The organism is Serratia sp. AS12, from assembly GCF_000214195.1.
Taxonomy (GTDB): domain Bacteria; phylum Pseudomonadota; class Gammaproteobacteria; order Enterobacterales; family Enterobacteriaceae; genus Serratia; species Serratia plymuthica.
The window spans coordinates 3,306,801-3,324,003 of record NC_015566.1 but is presented as its reverse complement, the minus strand read 5'-3'; the positions used below and the strand labels follow the sequence as shown (position 1 = coordinate 3,324,003).

Genomic DNA, 17,203 nt, shown 5'->3' with positions numbered 1-17,203 from the left:
TAACCTCCGATAAAGAGTGGCTAAGGAGCCGCTATTTGTGACAGTTATCACGTTATCGCGCAATGAGACCATTCTGTAACGCAGCAGGTTATTGATATTTAGACATAAAAAAAGCGCCTATAGGAAGGCGCATAAAAATTTACAACACAGCTTGTCATGTTCAGCACCAGGAGGAGTGGTGAACAGGGCGCCATTGTATGAACTCTCCGCAGCGGCAGATATAGGGATAACTCTTAAAGCTCAGCTACCACTGATAGCCCATATTCAGGCTGTAATCGTCATCCTGATTGGTGGAATAAGGATCTGACTGGCGGCGGCGGTCGGTTTTTTTCACCGGGCCGTTAAGCGCCGAATAGGGTTTGGCGCGTGGACGGCTGCAACCGGGGTGATCGCATTCCATTTCAACGCTAAAACCGGTTTTGTCCTCTGACTCAGACCAGACAACCGGTGGCTTGGCCGTTTTAGCTGCTGGGCCAAGCGCGCTTTGCGGCACGGGCGCAGGCGTGAGGCTTGGCTCCGGCGCGGTATAAGATAAATCGAGCGCCTGGGCTGAGTAGGCGCTCAGCATCAACAGGGCAGTGCAGCAGGATGCTGCCAGCGTACGCTTTCTAAGCATGGTCGATCTCCCTTCATAATTACGCGTCGCAACTATAAAACAGACAAACGAGAATGACTATCATTTATAGGGCTGAGTGTCTTCTTTTGAGGCTGCTCCATAAATAATTTCTCTTTATCAAGTATCGGACCAGGTTTGTTGGCAGGGTGAAAGGCGAAATTGTGTTCAATCTCAACAAGGTGGCCACTTGGCCGAGGCGAAATTTAAAAAAAATTTTGGCTGTGCCTGGCCGCCATTATCGGGCGAATACGGCTGATAACGCTGATAAATCAAACAAATTGGGTTAAATTCTGTGCGTTTAACCCCGTTTCTACAGAGGGGCTGACAAAAAGAGTTGCTATTAAAGTCCTGTCATGAGTTAATGCTTCTCGGCCTGTGGTACAGACCTATTTATGCACGACATTTTGAGTAAAGTAGTTCAAATTTAAAGCGTTATCCTAGATAGCTCTTCTCTGACGAATTTCCTTTCTAGTGCCTCCATAAGTAACTGATGACCGGCTATATCATACGCCCATGGTGGCTTACATTTAATATTGAAGGAATTAGACATGTCTAACATGATCAAAGGTCAAGTGAAGTGGTTCAACGAGTCTAAAGGTTTTGGTTTCATCACTCCAGCAGACGGCAGCAAAGACGTGTTCGTACACTTCTCTGCTATCCAGGATCAAGGCTTCAAGACCCTGGCTGAAGGCCAGAACGTACAGTTCTCTATCGAGAACGGTGCTAAAGGTCCGTCAGCGGCTAACGTTACCGCTATCTAATCGGCTTCTGCTGATTAACAAAAACCCGCCAAGGCGGGTTTTTTTGTGCCTGTAATTTGCCGAAGGCAAAAAAAAGCCCGCAAGTCTGCGGGCAAAAGTTCCTTGTTACTTCTTCATTTGCAGGCACCTCTCTGGGGGGAAGCACCTGTGAACAGCCTATCCTTTGCGGGCTTAAGATTCTGCGGTCAAAACGTTAAGAAAGTGAAAAAACAGGTTGGTGCGGCGGCCTGCTACGCTTTAGGAAAGCGCTAAAACGGGCGAGCTGCGGGTTTACCGGCACCGCACAGTGTTTTTCGCACCTTATTCTGTAATACACTGACATCAATGATAAATGATGGGGCACAGTATGAAAGTTAACGATCTGGTAACGGTTAAAACCGACGGTGAACTAAGGCGTGAGGGGGTGATACTGGCGGTAGAAGAATTCAATGAAGGGATAATGTACCTGGTCGCGTTGGATGACTATCCAGCCGGCGTCTGGTTTTTCAACGAGATTGACAGCCGGGACGGCACCTTTGTCGAACTGAGACAGGGCGGAACCCGGTAGACGCTCGGCAAAGATCCAATATCTCTCCAACGGATTAATTTAATTCGCAAGTTTTTCGCAAGGTTATTATTTCGGAGGGGAGGGGCTATTTTTGCTGCGGGAATACCCGCCGCGGCCGAAAATGTCGTCGCGAGCAGGTATGAGGTTATTTAAATGTTTTATATCCAGGATGACTGGCTGTAAGACATTTAAAACCAAGATTGAGCAGAATACACGGTAAATCTCTTTACCTAGCGGCTATTGACAAATATCCCACTGGTTAAGGTGTCGGTTAAACGGACAACATGATAAATAATTTGCTTGTTGTGCGTTTTAATTTTTCTTTTGATATTTCCCTTGTGGGAAGAGACGGTCTTGGCTTTAATTTGCATCTGGTCGGATATCTGGATGGTTCCCTGACCCGACATCCACATGCGCAACATGTTTGATTCTGTTTGACTCAGCGTAACGGGCGTTTGGTCAAATGAGGTCTTTTCCGTACGAGTGGCTTTTTTCTCAAGATAGTGACTAAGTAACTGATTCATAGTCTCTGGCTTGATGGATTTTGACGAGATAATGACATTTTTACGAACATATAAATAATCGTCAAAATGTACGTTGGTGATAGCCATAAAGATGAAGAATAAGGTGTCCGGGTGCAGTGAAATCACCCGTTTTATACGTTCTGTCGCATTGGCTTCGTGTATAAAGCAATCTTCGTTAATAAACACCAAGCTGGGTTTCAACTTGCTGCATTTTTCATGCAGATCGTCGATATCGTTGATGGCATTAATTTGGCGTTTTTTTACTCCGTGTGTTGTCAGGTAGTCTGTTAAACCCAATCTGGTATAGCTGCATGAATCCATAATGATCGTTGGCATATCGCACCCCCACTTAAATCCGTTTTACCGCGGTAACAAAGAGAAAAAGCCTGAAGCCTAAAGGCAAAAAAATGGAACAAAATTTCACGTATAGCCAGTGTTCTATCAATAAACACGACGGCACTCAACGATATTTTCTTTCTAAACTAATTAATTGCATGAATCTATAAGTTTAGCTTAAGTCAGAATAATCTGCTAACCGATAAATAGCCAGTCAAGAACGCTAACTTATGCCTGAGCTACGTGGCTGCGGGCATCGTTATGATTGAATCTGCGCATCATGTCACGAAATGAATTTTTAAATTGCTAGGAAAATTCTTAAAAAAAATTCATGTGTTGTTTTTTTAACATTTTTCAGTCTGATTTTTCAACACATTGAGAGTTGCCAAATTTTGATTTTTATAAATTTATAGTTATAAATCAATGAATTGCTGGTTTTATTTTCATGTTTGATAATAAGAATTTTTTCTTTTTTTATCAGTTGCGATATCCAGCACTCACATTGAGTTAACATGGAACCGGTTCTTTGTTAAGGAAACGGGCGTTATAACAACGAGTTGATGTAGCTATATGTGCTATTCCACAAAATGTGAGAAATGTCAGAGAGTGATTAATTGGTTTCTCTGAACTATTTTGCCCATTGTGGCCGGGTGTGGCGCTGAAGAGGGGCGATAAGGGGACAATACACCGGGCCTGCTGCTTGCAGTATGTTGGTAGTAATAACAATGATAAAGCAGGACGCCGCAAGGGCGCCCTTAAACTTGGTGATTAAAACGCTTCTGGCAGGCAGTGTTGCAACGATTCCAGCGCCAGGCGGATATCTTCTTCTTCCGTCATCCAATTGACCAACGCGGCGCGGATCCCGGGTTGCCCGTTATAACGCGTAGGGGTGCAGCGCACTATACCATGTCGATCGAGCCGGGCGATAAAGCGATCCCGTGCGGCCGCGGCATCCCCTTCAACGTGACTGAGAGCGAAGCACACCACGTTCAAATTGACCGGCGCCAGCAGATGAAAACCCTCGCTGGCATCCAACCCTGCGCCCAACCGGCGCGCCAACTGGATATTACGCTCAACCATGTCCTGCATGCCGCTGCGGCCATAAGCTTTAAGCGCCATCCATAACGGCAGGGCGCGGAAACGCCGTGAGTTTTCCGGCGTCAGGTGCAGGTAGTCGTCCGGGCGTAACGTCGGCGCTTCCATATAGACCGAATGGTTTTGGAAAACTTGCATCTGCAGTTCCAAATGACGGGTGAATTGAATGGCGCTGTCGTAGGGCACATTTAACCATTTATGTGCGTCAACGGTGATTGAATCCGCTTGCTCCCAGCCGGTCAAGAGCGGGGAATAGTGCGGTGAACAGGCGGCGACACCGCCAAAAGCGGCATCAACGTGCAACCAGAACGGGTAGCGTTCGCGCAGTGCCAGCAGGCGCGGCAGATCGTCAAAGGTCACGGTGTTGACCGTGCCGGCGCTGGCCAACACGATAACAGGCACGCCATTGCTGGCGGCCAGATGCCGCTCCAGCGCTGCAGTGTCTATGGCTTCGGAATCCGGCAGACTGTCGATGATTTTCAGCGCATCGCGGCCGATCCCGAGCATGCTGAGTGCCTTCACGCTGCTGGAATGGGCATTCGCCGACAGCACCTGTATTGGCCCTAACGCCGCTAATCCCTGCTGGGCGACATCGATCCCACGCTGTTGCCCCAGCCACTGGCGGCCAATGGCGAGGCCGACAAAGTTGGCCATGGTCGCCCCGCTGACAAAGCTGCCGCTAAATGCTTTCGGTAAACCCAGCAACGACTTCAATTGCTCAATAGTGGCCAGCTCAATCGCTGCGGCAACGGTATCGTGGCTCAGCAGGCTGTTTTGGTCTATGGCACTAACCAGCCAATCCGCCGCCAGCGCGGCCGGAGTAGCGCCGCCGGTGACAAAGCCAAAATAACGCGGCCCGGCGCTGCCTGAGAGACCCTCTGCATAGCGTAACCAGAAATCCTCCAGCGTCGCCAAAGCGCCGTTGCCGCTGTCCGCCAGCTGGTCGTCGCCCAACTGCAGCTGTTGGGCCTCAAGAGGAGGGTAAACCGGGCGCTGCTTCAACCCGGCAAGAAACCCGTCTGCCAACTGGCGGGTCCGGTCAAGTATCTGTGGAAATTGGTCAAGATCCTGCTGTAAGCGAGGGTGCATCTGTGGCTCCGGAGAGAAAAGATAAGGATGACACCTTAGACCATTTACTTTGGGGCGAAAATCGATGAAAAATGACCCTTTTGGATAGCAGGACTAACCAATGCTCAATGATCGTATTCCCCTGCATACCCTGCCGACCTTTGTGATTGCCGCCCAAATGGAGAATTTGCGTGCCACCGCGCAGCAGGTACATCTGACCCACGGCGCGGTTAGCCAACAGATTCAGCAGCTCGAACAGGCGATCGGCTGCCCGTTGTTTGAACGGCACGGGCGCGGGTTGCGTTTGAATGCCGCCGGCCGCGAACTGTTGGCGGTGGCGGAACCGGCGCTACAGGCTCTGCAACAGGGGATTGGCCGCGTCAGGCGTATTGCGCAAAGCCACACGCTGCGCATCAGCGTGCTGCCATCCTTCGCTCACTATTGGTTAATGCCGCGGTTGTCGGCTTTCCGCGAGGCCTGCGCCGGCATTGCGCTGGATATCGACGCTTCTCTGGCGGTGCAGGATCTGTCGCGCAAGGGGTTTGATGTGGCTATTCGTATTGGCGAGGGTCAATGGCCGAATTTGCAGGCGCAGCGTATCGCTTCTGGGGAGGTGGTGCCGGTGGCCACCCCTGAGTTGGCGCGACAGTGGCAGGCGGCATTCGACAAGGGTTCTCCGCGCACGCCGCTGCTGGAGCATGATGTTACGCCGTGGCGCAGTTGGTTTACAGCGCATCAGCGGGAGGAGTGCGGCCAGCAATTGGCGCTGTTTAATGACGCCGGTTTGCTGATCCGCGCCGCAGAGCAGGGGTTTGGCGTTGCGTTGGTGAAAAGGCTGCTGGTCAGCGATGCCCTGGCGGAGGGGCGGCTGGTGGCGCTGGCCGAGGCCAGACATCTGGATAAGAGCGATTTTTATCTGGTTTGGCCGCAGACCGCCGGTTTGACGCCGGCGGTCGAAGAGTTATTGCACTGGTTACAACGCCAACTGGCCTGAATCAGCGGCGCAGCCACTCCGGCTGGGAAGTGCCCAGAGCGGTAGCGGGCAGTGCCCATTGCAGCGCAGTTCCGTTCAGATGCAGCGGGGCGCAAAGGCGCAGCGCGGCACCCCAATGGGTCAACTCGGTTTCCGGGTTTTCATCGGCCGCAGTGACCGGTGCCAGCGGTTTTGACAACTGCCCTTGCGGGTAGGGATTATCAAATAACAGTTGAGCGGTGCGGGCAAGGGAAAGTCGTGCGCTGTAGCCGGTGCGGTGCTCCAGTCGCTCGCGCATGCCATGCAGCACCGCTGTCGCCATCAGGTAACCGGTAGCGTGATCCAGCGCCTGTACCGGCAATGGCACCGGCATGGCGGCGTTTTTCCACGTCATACCTGATGCCGCCAACCCGCAGCTCATTTGCACCAGGCTATCGAAGCCACGCCGCCCACGCCACGGGCCGCTCCAGCCGTAAGCGTTCAGACAGACGTCGATCAACCCCGGCGACAGCGCGCGCCGTTGTTCCGCGCCATAGCCCAATTTCTCCAGCGCACCGGCGCGGTAGCCATGAACGATGACATCGGCGTTTTGCAGCAGATGCTCAAAGGTGTGGCGATCGTGGGCGTTATTCAGATTCAGGCGCGCGCAGCGTTTGCCGAGGAGCACTTCATGCTCGACGCCCGGTTCATCCCAACCGTAGGGATCGATACGCAATACGTCCGCACCCAACCCGGCCAGAAAGCGGGTGGCGATCGGCCCGGCGATAATCCGCGTCAGGTCCAACACCCGCACGCCGTGCAGCGGTCTGGCGGCCGGCAACGTCCAGGCAGGGGGCGGGGCTTCAGGTTGCCGCGTTTGGTGGATTAACGGCTCCTGTGCGACGCTTTTGCCCTGAATATGCTGCCGCCACGCCTCGACCGGGCGCATTTCCGCCGCGCAGCCACCGGCCTCTATCACCGCCTGTTCCAATTCGCTTTTTTGCCACTCCAGCACCTTTTGCGCCAGCGTGCCTTTATCCTGATGCGGCCCCAGTACCTGCTCCACCGCTTTACGGTGATGCGGCGCATTGGTATGCAGGCGGATCCAGCCGTCGCGCGTGGCATAATCACCTGCCAGCGCGTCCCAGGCGGAAGGCGGTTGCCACCCCAGTGGCCGCAGAGTCCAACCGAACCACAGCGAAGCCAGTCGACGATCGACCAATGCCTGCGGAATACCGCCTTTGCTTTGTTGCAACAGCCCGGCGCAGGCCAGGCCAGCTGCGCCCCAACAGGCCGTAGCCAGTTCGGTCACCGGGAATGCGCTGGCCAGCTCGCCTTCGCCGCTGACCGCCAATTGGCCCACAGGAGAAGGGCTGTGGCTCAGGCTTTGCCAGATTTCTTCGAGCAGCTTCTGGGTAAGGGTAGGCATCAGTAAACTCCATCGTTGCCGATCGGGGGACTGAGCCTAGCGTAGTTCACCCCGGCCGGAGTTGCTATTGCGTGATGTTCAGGGTGCGGCCGTCCGCCAGTTTGGCATGCAGGCTCTGGGCGGCGATGCCCTCGAACGGCTGGTTGCCAAAGTTGGCGGTCAACGTTGAACCGTCGCTGAAGGTGGTTTGCTGTACCCAGCCCGCCGCATCCAGCCAGCGGAAGTCTGTCAGCGCCTTATCCCACAACGCCTGATGCAGCGGGCGAAACGCCGTATCGGCCCGCTTGATCTCCGGCAGACGTGCTTGGAGGGTAGCGCGGTTGAGGTGGAACATCGGCGCGGTGTTGTACAACTGGCTGAGCAGGCTGCGCGCGGTTTTGACATCGCTGAATTTCAGGTTGTCGTAATTCCAGTGGTGGCTGGCGATAACGGCATCGTGAAACACCGCCTGGTACAGCGGTAGGCGATAGCGCGGATCAAACTCCACCGTTCGGTAGGGTTCTTTGACCTTGGCCGGGCTGAAGAAAAAGGCCGGCTGGGCATTTGGCCACCAGGCACCCAGATAGTAGGGCGAGGATTTATCCTGATTCATCTGCTTGTCACCCCAGCCGAAGCCCCAGGTTTCCATGCCGTGGGCAAACATGATGTGGCGGGCGGTTACCGCATTGCCATCCTCAGAACCAAGCGGCAGTTTTAGTGTGTCGCTGAACCAGGCCAGTCGCGCGTTGCGCGCCAGCGCCATTTGCGCAGCGCCGGTAGGGTGATTGGGCTGATAGTCATCAGACACCATTCCGGTGCCGTCCACGTCAAGGAACAGGCTGTTCAGCCCGGCCAGTTGTACCAGGCTGCGCATGCGCTGTTGGGAATAGGGCAATACGCAACCGGGATTCAGGTAGTAGCCTTGCTTGCCGAAACCGGGTTTTTTAGTGCCGTCGGCACGTACGATGGCACAGTCTTCACGCAGTGCTGTCGGCAACTGGGCCGTCAGCCAACCGTCGTTGACTCCTCGGGGAATCGCCGTGTCGTAAGAGTCGTAACTGGCGATGAGATAGCCCAATGTCTTGGCGCTCTCCACCGCCTGTGGATGCAAAAACTCGGTGGTCCAATTATCGGTGCCCAACCACAGGCGCGGCAGCCCGGCCTGATGCAGCGCCTCGATCAGTGGTTTCGCCAACCCCTGACCCCAGCTGTCTGCCGGCGCCAGATAGGCGCCAAGCTGCCGCTGCGCCAGCTCGCGCACGCTGACGGCCTGCCGATGTTGCGCTTCCAGGAAGTCTGGATCGTCCGGCGTAGCGTTGAGCGGCGTCAGCGCGACCAGCGCCTGGTTCAGCGCGTCGATCAGCGTCAGTTGTTGCCAGCCCTCCGGCGTTTTTCCCGCCAGTTGGCGCAGCGCTTTCTGGTTTTCGGCATCCATTTTCTGCCGCAGCGCTTCGCCAGGCGGGGAGATAAGCCAGGACAGCAAGCCTGGCCAGTTTTTCACGTCAGCGGGTGCCAGCAGTTTGTCGCCCCACAGATAAATATGCGTGGCGCCAATCAGCTTTTCGCCCTCCGGGGCCGTGCGGATTTTATCGCGCAGACTGCTGAACTGGCCGCTTTGCTGCAAATACTGGCGATAACGACGCGCGCCGGATAATGGCGTTTCACCCACATGCAGCAACACGTCGAAAGCCTGTTGCTGATTCAAACGGTTGAACTGGTGGCTACTGCGCATGCTGAATACGCCCTTTGCGTTGGCAAAGTTGACCTGATTGCTGAACGGCGTAAGCAGAAGCCAGCTATACACCTTGCCCTGTTTCTCCAGGCTCCACAGCGGCAACTTCAGATCCCAATTGGTATCCAGCGGCGTCATTTCCTTAACCAGATACCGCTGCCAGACGGCATTTTCCAGCGGGATACGACTGCCTTCACCTATTGGCAGCAACAGGGTGTCGGCCTGCTGCGGCAGGGTGAACCAATTCAACGTCTGCGCCCGGCGGGTGTTGAAACTAAGACGCAGATCGCCGTCCTCAAGCCTGGCGGACACCTGCATGGCGCTGTCCGGCCATTGCCAACGGGCCTGCGTTGACGTGCTTTGCAGTTCGGCCACGGTTTGCGCGGCCTGAGCCTGATTGACGATGGTTTTGCCTGTTGCGATTTGCAGCGTGGCCGGGTCGATGTCAAAACGGGCCGTTCCCTGTTGCAGTAACAGGGCGTCGGTGGGGAAGGCGGCAAACAGGGCGAAACTGATGGAAAGGCGAAGCATGTTCATCGGATTGGCTGTCCTTCGGGGATTAATGTCCTGTTGAGACGCTAGTCTATAGATAATAAGCGTATCACCCAAAGCCAATGCGGCAGATTGCGTAGCGCGTCAAATAAATGGCGTTATGCAGTTTAATTTCTGTTTAATAAATTCGCCTTTACATCATTACTCTGCGTCACTATACTCAGCCAAAATTTCAGTGAGGAAACACAATTGGACAGTTTTAGTTGTAGCGATATAAATAAGGCAAGCTGACCAATCCTCTTCTGATTTGTTGCTTGCCGAAAACGGCGGGCAGCACCCCTCTCTTTTTATTCCGAGCTGTGCAAACCCGAATCTCATTGTTGTACCTGAGGCCCAATGGCATCAGGCGAATTGATTTGGACGTTATTATGGCAATTTGCAGCCACAGCCTTTTCCCTCCAGGCACTGACGCGTTCGTTCGCTAATATATTATTGGCGCAATTTCGCGTGTGCTAAAGAGCACATGATTTTATCTCCTGCAGTTTATTAAGGGGACAGTCATGGCTATGACTCCTTTTGTTTTAAATCTATTACTGGCGATGAGCCTGGGCGCGGTTATTGGCGCTGAGCGGCAGTGGCGTCAGCGTATGGCCGGCCTGCGCACCAATGCGCTGGTGGCCACCGGTGCGGCGGTGTTTATCCTCAGCTCCATGTCCACCGATCCTTCCAGCGCCGGGCGGGTTGCCGCGCAGATTGTTTCCGGCATCGGCTTTCTGGGCGCCGGGGTGATCATGCGTGAAGGACTGAACATCCGTGGCTTGAATACCGCCGCCACGCTGTGGTGCTCGGCGGCGATTGGCGTGCTGTGCGGCCTGGGGCAGTACTGGAATGCAGTACTGGCGACGCTGGTGATCCTGTGCGCGAATATTCTGCTGCGTGAAGCGGCGCAGCGCATCAATCTGCAACCTCAGCAGCAGGCGACCGATCTGGAACTGTGTTATCGCATTCAGGTTACCTGCGGCGAACAAGATGAAATACTGGTACGCACGCTGATATTGCAGGCACTGAACGGCGTGGCACTAAGATTGCAATCTTTGCGCAGCGCCGATATATCCATTCCCGGCCAGCTTGAGGTTTGTGCCGAGATAACGGCCAATCCCGCAGCGCAAAAAGAAATCGAGGGTATTGTCTGCCGCGTCAGCCTGGAAAAAAGCGTGAGCGCCGTACGCTGGCGAGTGGCTTCTGAATTACCCGTTTAATTCTTCATTAATATTCACTTCATTTGGTGGTAAGGAGGCGTCATGGACGATGACCCCATAATATTGATTGTTCGACGTAATTGCCTGTGGTTATAAAACCCGGCAATTACACTGATTAAATAAATTCCATTCTGCGCCTATTCACCTGTTAATCAGGCGAGGTAACCCTGTGCGCAGAATAAGATAAGAGAATAGCGTTATGACCTATATTAATGACAACCTACGCCGTCGCGATAAAAAAGAGGCACCTTACGCCATCGCGCAAGAGGCGAAAAACAGCGTCGACCAGACGCTGGCAAATTTAAAATGCAACCGTAATGGCCTGACCCAGGATGATGCTGATGAACGCCTGGAGCAATTCGGCGTTAACCAGGTTGCCCATGAGAAAGCGCCGCACGCGCTGGTGCAACTGATTGGCGCATTTAATAACCCATTTATCTTTGTTCTTATGGTGTTGGCTGCGATCAGTTTCTTTACCGATTACTGGTTGCCTCTCCGGCGCGGTGAAGAAACCGATCTCATTGGCGTGATAATCATACTGGTGATGGTCTCACTCAGCGGGTTGCTGCGTTTCTGGCAGGAATACCGGACCAACAAGGCAGCGGAAACGCTGAAATCGATGGTGCGCACTACCGCAACGGTATTGCGCCGCAGCAGCTACAGCGCGCAGCCCTTGACGCTGGAAGTGGCAATTCGCGAACTGGTGCCGGGAGATATCATCCAGCTTTCCGCCGGGGACATGGTGCCGGCGGACGTGCGCCTGCTTGCCTCACGCGATCTGTTCATCAGCCAGGCGATCCTGACCGGGGAGGCAATCCCGATCGAGAAATACGATGCGATGGGCAACGTCAGCCAAAAATCGAGCGAGGAGGAAGTCTCCAGCGAGCATGCGCTGTTGGAACTGCCGAATATCTGCCTGATGGGCACCAACGTCGCCAGCGGCACCGCCACGGCGGTCGTGGTGGCGACCGGCGGGCGCACCTATTTTGGCTCGTTGGCCAAGTCGATCGTCGGTTCCCGTTCGCAAACGGCCTTCGATCGTGGGGTGAACAGCGTCAGTTGGCTGTTGATCCGTTTTATGCTGGTTATGGTGCCGATTGTGTTGCTGATCAACGGCTTTACCAAGGGCGACTGGAGCGAAGCGGCGCTGTTTGCTTTGGCGGTGGCGGTGGGATTGACACCGGAGATGCTGCCGATGATCGTCAGTTCCAACCTGGCGAAGGGCGCGATTGCCATGTCGCGGCGCAAAGTGGTGGTCAAGCGCCTGAATGCTATCCAGAACTTCGGCGCTATGGACGTGCTCTGTACGGATAAAACCGGCACCCTGACCCAGGATCGCATCATCCTCGAGCATCATCTGGACGCCGGCGGTGCCAAAGATAATGAGGTGCTGCACCTGGCGTGGTTGAACAGCGCCCACCAAAGCGGCATGAAAAATCTGATGGATCAGGCGGTGATCCGATTCGGGCGAGGTAAGCCGGGCATCGAAGCGCTGGGGCGTTTTAGCAAGGTGGATGAGCTGCCGTTCGATTTTGTACGACGCCGTCTGTCGATCGTGGTGGCGGATGACAATGGCCAACAGCGGCTGATCTGCAAAGGGGCGGTGGAGGAGATGCTGGACATCGCCACCCACGTGCGCGAGGGGCAGCAGACGCTGGTGCTGGATGAGGCGCGGCGTGCGGCGCTGCAGGCGCTTGCCGCCCAGTATAATGAGGATGGATTCCGCGTGCTGGTGCTGGCGACGCGGGAGTTGGGTGAGCAGAAAGATCCCATGCCGCTGAGCGTGGCCGATGAGCGCGATATGGTGATCCAGGGCGTCCTGACCTTCCTCGATCCGCCGAAGGAGAGCGCGCAGGAAGCAATCTCTGCACTACAGGAAAACGGTGTGGCGGTGAAGGTATTGACCGGCGATAATCCGGTGATCACCTGCAAGATTTGTCGCGACGTCGGGCTGGAGCCGGGCGAGCCGCTCTCCGGCCCGCAAATCGAACAGATGGACGATGAAACGCTGGCGCGTGAAGTGGAGCAACGCACGGTCTTTACCAAACTGACACCGCTACAGAAATCGCGGGTGTTGAAGATGTTGCAGGCGAATGGCCACACCGTCGGGTTCCTCGGCGACGGTATTAACGATGCCCCGGCGCTGCGCGATGCGGACGTCGGTATATCGGTGGATACCGGCACCGACATCGCCAAGGAGTCGGCGGACATCATTCTGCTGGAAAAAAACCTGATGGTGCTGGAAGAAGGGGTAATCAAAGGCCGTGAAACCTTCGGCAATATCATCAAATACCTGAACATGACCGCCAGCTCCAACTTCGGCAACGTGTTTTCGGTGCTGGTGGCCAGTGCGTTTATCCCGTTCTTGCCGATGTTGGCGATCCACCTGTTGATTCAGAACCTGATGTACGATATTTCCCAGTTGTCGCTGCCGTGGGACAAGATGGACAAAGAGTTTCTGCGTAAGCCGCGCAAGTGGGATGCGAAGAACATCGGCCGCTTTATGCTGTGGATTGGACCAACCTCATCCATTTTTGATATCACCACCTATGCGCTGATGTGGTTCGTCTTCGCCGCCAACAGCGTCGAGCATCAGGCATTGTTCCAGTCCGGCTGGTTTATTGAAGGGTTGCTGTCGCAAACGCTGGTGGTGCATATGCTGCGCACCCAGAAGATCCCGTTCATTCAGAGCACCGCCGCATTGCCGGTTCTGCTGACCACGGCGCTGGTAATGGCGCTGGGCATTTATCTGCCGTTCTCGCCGCTGGGTGCCTGGGTCGGTTTGCAGCCCTTGCCGTGGGAATACTTCCCGTGGCTGGCCGGCACGCTGGTCAGCTACTGCGTAGTCGCGCAAATGATGAAGCGTTTCTATATTCGCCGCTTCGGTGAGTGGCTGTAATGACCCTGACCGCCGGGCGCAATGCCCGGCGGTTATAACAATTTTTTTACCAGCAGACCGAGCAAGATGGTCAGCGTAAAGGAAAACAGCGTGCCGAGCAGCACATACTCGGTACGCATTTTATCATCGCTCTGCCGCAGGTCGCCAAAGCGAAAAATAGACTTTGCGGCCAGCAAAAAGCCGATCGCCGGAATTTGGCCGATCAACACAAACGTCAGGATCAGCGTCCTTTCCAGGTAGCCAATCTGCTTGCCTGCGCGTAACAGCGAATCGCTGTCGGCTTTGGCCGAGGGCGGCATTTGCGGTGTCCAGTGCGCCAGCAATTGCCCAATCAGTACGCCCATCGGCATATAAATCACTAAATACGCCAGTAACATCAGCCCAAACTGCCTGCCGGTAGCGGCGGCGCCAATCGTGGCGATCAGGCTGCGGGGTTCTGGCGTCAGGCACAGCCACAACAGAACAATCACCGTCAGATGCAGGCATTGATCGAGAAGAAAGCCGCCGGCCCGGCTGAGGCGGGCCAGAAGGGTGACTTTCAGCAGGTCGATAAAATAGTGGCTGATAGCGATAACCGGCAAAGTAGCCAGCGCCGCCGCGGCGGAGAGCCCGCCATGAAGCAAGCCGAAAGTCGCCACCGCACAGGCGGCCAATATGCCGTGCAGCAAGGCATGCAACAGCAGGAAACGCGAACGCGCGCGACGGCGAATTTTATCCTCTACCCAACTGAGCGGTTGCAGCGGGAAATCAGCCAGCAAATGTACAATCAGCAACCAGGTCAGCAACGGCGCGTAGGTTAAATCCATCTTCAGGTGATCCTGTTAATCGCGTGAATAAATCGCATGATCTCCTCATAGGCTGCGCGTTTTAGCGTTGCGGAGACCGTGGATGCGGCTTTATGCAGTTTCTCTGCCACTTCCAGGTTGGTGGCGGCAAACATCCGCGCCTGTACTATCTGCGCCTCGGTCTGCGACAGACGGCCAATCACATGATCTAACATTGGCAACAGATCGCTGACAATGGCATTCGTCTCGGCATTGTCATTTTTCAGAGCCAGCCTGCAATTTTTATCCAGGCTGTCCAGCGCGTGACCGGAATTCACAAAGGCGCTGGCATAACCGGCCGCTCGTTCCTGGCCGTCTCCCAGGCCTACCGCGATGCGGGCGTCCCACTGGCCGGCGTCCATTGCTTTGAGTGCGATACGGATATACGCCGCCAGCAGCAGGCCGGATTGCGATTCGGCCACCGCCTGGAAGCCGTCGCCGCGGAAAATCTCGAACCGCTGTATAAGATTGGCCTGTTGCAGCCGGTTGAGCAGGGCTTTCAGCCCGGTAATGTAATTTGCGGTGTCGAACTGCCGGGAGTTGACCAGATCACCGGTGATTACGCTGAGTTGCGTTTGCATGTCTTTCTCTGCTCTGAAGCGATAACTTACCGTTAAAATTCGCACCTAAATACGAATATGTCAATTATTCGTACCTGAATGCGAATTTTGCATTTATTCGCTTCTAAAGGCGAATTATTCGCGCAATTTAAAAACGTCATGGATCAGCGTAATAAGGGGTTTTTCCATCCGCGCCAGAGCGACGCCGAGCAGGATCAGCCCGACCCCCAAGATCTGCGTACCGATTGGAGCGCCGCTGTCGCGCAGGCGATCGATGATGACGCCCGCCAGCATTTGGCCGCTGATAATCAGCAGTGCGGCGCGCAGCGTGCCAAGGCGCGGCAGCACATAGCTGTTCAGCGCCACGAACAGCGCACCGATGACTCCGCCGAAGTAGGCTCCCCACGGGGCATGACCCAGCGGGAGGCCATTGAACCCTCTCCCCGTCGCCAGCAGCAGGCTGAGGAACAAAAAACCGACGATGTGATTGCAGAGCGAGGCTTGGAAAGCGCCGCGACTCAACGCCAGGCGGCCATTGACCGCGCGGCTGATGCTGATGCAGACGCCATTGAACAGCGCGAGGAATACCAAGGTTAGCATGGCGGTTATCTCAGAAAAATAAGCAGGGCGCAGCCGGAGAGGATCAGCAGCGTAGCGATAATGTCGTTGGTGCGCAGGCGGCGTTGAATGACGCCAAACCAACCGCGGCTGTCGGAAAGCATGCCGAACAATACCTGACCGGTAAGCATGAGCGCCAGGCTACCGGCAAGCGCCAGCGGGCTATTGACGGTGATGGCGGCCACTACCACGGTCAGGGCACCGGGAATACCGCCCAAATAGGCCCAGCGGGGGGGCGCCGGCACCGTCGCAGAAGAGAGGTGCGTGCGGCGGCTCAGCAGCAACTGTAGCAACAACCAGGCGGCGATCGCGCCAACGCCATGAGCCACCCACGAAGCGAATAGCGGGCTGTTATAGCTCGCCAGTCCGCTGTTGACACTGATCATCAGGGCCAGCAAAGCACCGGCGGTTAACGCCAGCAAAGGATCGGAAAAACGTCCGCGTATCATCATGTCAGGTTCCATTTTTACAGTGGCGAACAGCGTACATTGTTTTTGTTATCGTCATAATCCACTACAATGGAAACTCATTGTTGAGTAAAAGTTGACGATAAATGACCGATAATTTTGCGGCGATCCCGCTGTTTGTGGCGGTAGTGGAATGCGGCAGTTTTTCAGCGGCCGGCCAGCGGCTGGGCATTACCAAGTCTGCGGTAAGTAAACGCATTACCCAGCTGGAAGGCTCGCTGGGCGTGCAGTTGCTGCATCGCACCACCCGCAGCCTGAGCCTGACCGAAGCGGGCGAGCAGTATTTTGGTTATGCCCGGAACGCCTGCGCGGTGGCGCAAGAAGGGGAAGACGCCATCACGCGCTTGCAGGGGCAGCCGCAGGGCATTTTGCGGCTCAGCGTGCCGATGGTGTTCGGCCGTTTGCATATTGCGCCGTTGATTCCGGTTTTTTTGGCTGCCTGCCCGGAGGTGGAAATCAATATGATGATGGACGATAAGCTGGTCGATCTGGTGGAAGGAGGCTATGACCTGGCGATCCGCATAGGGCGGCTTGCCGATTCGAGCCTGATTGCCCGGCGTATCGCACCTTGCTACAGCGTATTGTGCGCTGCGCCGGCTTACCTGACGCGCTGCGGCACGCCAAAGGATCTGGCGCAGTTGGCGCAGCATAACTGCCTGTTTTACAGCTATTACCGCGCCGGCAGCGAATGGCAGTTTCAGGGGCCTGAAGGGGCGGTGCGTTTTCAGCCGAGAGGGAATTACCAGGTGAATAACAGTGAGGCGCTACGTGAAGCGTTGCTCGCCGGCCTGGGTATTTGTCAGATGCCGACCTTTATCGTCGGTGACGATCTCGCGCAGGGGCGGTTGGTCGAACTGTTGCCGGATTACAAGCTGCCTGAACACGCGATTTATGCCGTGTACCCGGAACGCAAACACGTGCCGGCGAAAGTCATGGCCTTTGTCGATTTCCTGCTGGCGCACTTGGGTGGAGAACGGCCTTATTGGGACGTTCAACGTCAGACATGAAAACGCATTGTCATTCAGCCGGGAATACGCACGCCTGT

At 55.3% G+C, this 17,203-nt stretch carries 15 protein-coding genes; 6 read left to right on the top strand and 9 right to left on the bottom strand.

Annotated features, from left to right (window positions below):
* Nucleotides 1–244: 244 nt before the first annotated feature.
* Nucleotides 245–616 (bottom strand): hypothetical protein, encoded by a 372-nt coding sequence (locus SERAS12_RS15600; protein ID WP_013813557.1) that lies wholly within the window; start codon nt 614–616, stop codon nt 245–247.
* A 548-nt stretch (nt 617–1,164) separates the two neighbouring features.
* Here SERAS12_RS15600 and cspE point away from each other — a divergent pair.
* Both cspE and dsrB read left to right on the top strand, forming a co-directional pair.
* Nucleotides 1,165–1,377, top strand: a complete 213-nt coding sequence (gene cspE, locus SERAS12_RS15595; protein WP_004946278.1) for a transcription antiterminator/RNA stability regulator CspE — start codon at nt 1,165–1,167, stop codon at nt 1,375–1,377.
* A gap of 346 nt (nt 1,378–1,723) precedes the next feature.
* Nucleotides 1,724–1,924 carry a protein DsrB gene (dsrB, locus tag SERAS12_RS15590; protein ID WP_004946272.1) on the top strand — a complete coding sequence of 67 codons (201 nt, stop codon included), beginning with the start codon at nt 1,724–1,726 and terminating at the stop codon, nt 1,922–1,924.
* Between the two features lie 230 nt (nt 1,925–2,154).
* Here the strand turns inward: dsrB and rcsA are convergent, their stop codons facing one another.
* The gene (gene rcsA / locus SERAS12_RS15585) at nt 2,155–2,784 is read right to left on the bottom strand and encodes a transcriptional regulator RcsA (protein WP_013813555.1); all 630 of its coding nucleotides are present in this window, start codon (nt 2,782–2,784) and stop codon (nt 2,155–2,157) included.
* Between the two features lie 768 nt (nt 2,785–3,552).
* Nucleotides 3,553–4,968 (bottom strand): pyridoxal-dependent decarboxylase, encoded by a 1,416-nt coding sequence (locus SERAS12_RS15580; protein ID WP_013813554.1) that lies wholly within the window; start codon nt 4,966–4,968, stop codon nt 3,553–3,555.
* A 100-nt stretch (nt 4,969–5,068) separates the two neighbouring features.
* Between SERAS12_RS15580 and SERAS12_RS15575 the strand changes: the two genes are divergently transcribed.
* A complete protein-coding gene (locus SERAS12_RS15575; protein ID WP_013813553.1) occupies nt 5,069–5,941 on the top strand; it encodes a LysR substrate-binding domain-containing protein in 873 nt (290 codons plus the stop codon).
* Between the two features lies 1 nt (nt 5,942).
* Here the strand turns inward: SERAS12_RS15575 and SERAS12_RS15570 are convergent, their stop codons facing one another.
* A complete protein-coding gene (locus SERAS12_RS15570; protein ID WP_013813552.1) occupies nt 5,943–7,328 on the bottom strand; it encodes a CoA transferase in 1,386 nt (461 codons plus the stop codon).
* 64 nt (nt 7,329–7,392) lie between these two features.
* Nucleotides 7,393–9,576 carry a glycoside hydrolase gene (locus SERAS12_RS15565; protein WP_013813551.1) on the bottom strand — a complete coding sequence of 728 codons (2,184 nt, stop codon included), beginning with the start codon at nt 9,574–9,576 and terminating at the stop codon, nt 7,393–7,395.
* Nucleotides 9,577–10,091: 515 nt separating this feature from the next.
* On the opposite strand from SERAS12_RS15565, the gene SERAS12_RS15560 reads away from it, so the two are divergent.
* On the top strand, nt 10,092–10,790 hold the full coding sequence (locus SERAS12_RS15560) for an MgtC family protein (RefSeq protein WP_004946253.1): 699 nt from the start codon (nt 10,092–10,094) through the stop codon (nt 10,788–10,790).
* Nucleotides 10,791–10,989: 199 nt separating this feature from the next.
* The gene (gene mgtA, locus SERAS12_RS15555; RefSeq protein WP_013813550.1) at nt 10,990–13,689 is read left to right on the top strand and encodes a magnesium-translocating P-type ATPase; all 2,700 of its coding nucleotides are present in this window, start codon (nt 10,990–10,992) and stop codon (nt 13,687–13,689) included.
* Nucleotides 13,690–13,721: 32 nt separating this feature from the next.
* Here the strand turns inward: mgtA and SERAS12_RS15550 are convergent, their stop codons facing one another.
* The 4 genes from SERAS12_RS15550 to SERAS12_RS15535 form a co-directional block, all read right to left on the bottom strand.
* Nucleotides 13,722–14,495, bottom strand: coding sequence for a DUF3307 domain-containing protein (locus SERAS12_RS15550; protein WP_013813549.1), 774 nt, complete (start codon nt 14,493–14,495; stop codon nt 13,722–13,724).
* Between the two features lie 2 nt (nt 14,496–14,497).
* Nucleotides 14,498–15,094 carry a hypothetical protein gene (locus SERAS12_RS15545; protein ID WP_013813548.1) on the bottom strand — a complete coding sequence of 199 codons (597 nt, stop codon included), beginning with the start codon at nt 15,092–15,094 and terminating at the stop codon, nt 14,498–14,500.
* A gap of 114 nt (nt 15,095–15,208) precedes the next feature.
* Nucleotides 15,209–15,673, bottom strand: coding sequence for a DMT family transporter (locus SERAS12_RS15540; RefSeq protein WP_013813547.1), 465 nt, complete (start codon nt 15,671–15,673; stop codon nt 15,209–15,211).
* Between the two features lie 5 nt (nt 15,674–15,678).
* The gene (locus SERAS12_RS15535) at nt 15,679–16,143 is read right to left on the bottom strand and encodes a DMT family transporter (RefSeq protein WP_013813546.1); all 465 of its coding nucleotides are present in this window, start codon (nt 16,141–16,143) and stop codon (nt 15,679–15,681) included.
* A gap of 101 nt (nt 16,144–16,244) precedes the next feature.
* Between SERAS12_RS15535 and SERAS12_RS15530 the strand changes: the two genes are divergently transcribed.
* The gene (locus SERAS12_RS15530; RefSeq protein WP_013813545.1) at nt 16,245–17,165 is read left to right on the top strand and encodes a LysR family transcriptional regulator; all 921 of its coding nucleotides are present in this window, start codon (nt 16,245–16,247) and stop codon (nt 17,163–17,165) included.
* The last annotated feature ends 38 nt before the right edge of the window (nt 17,166–17,203 follow it).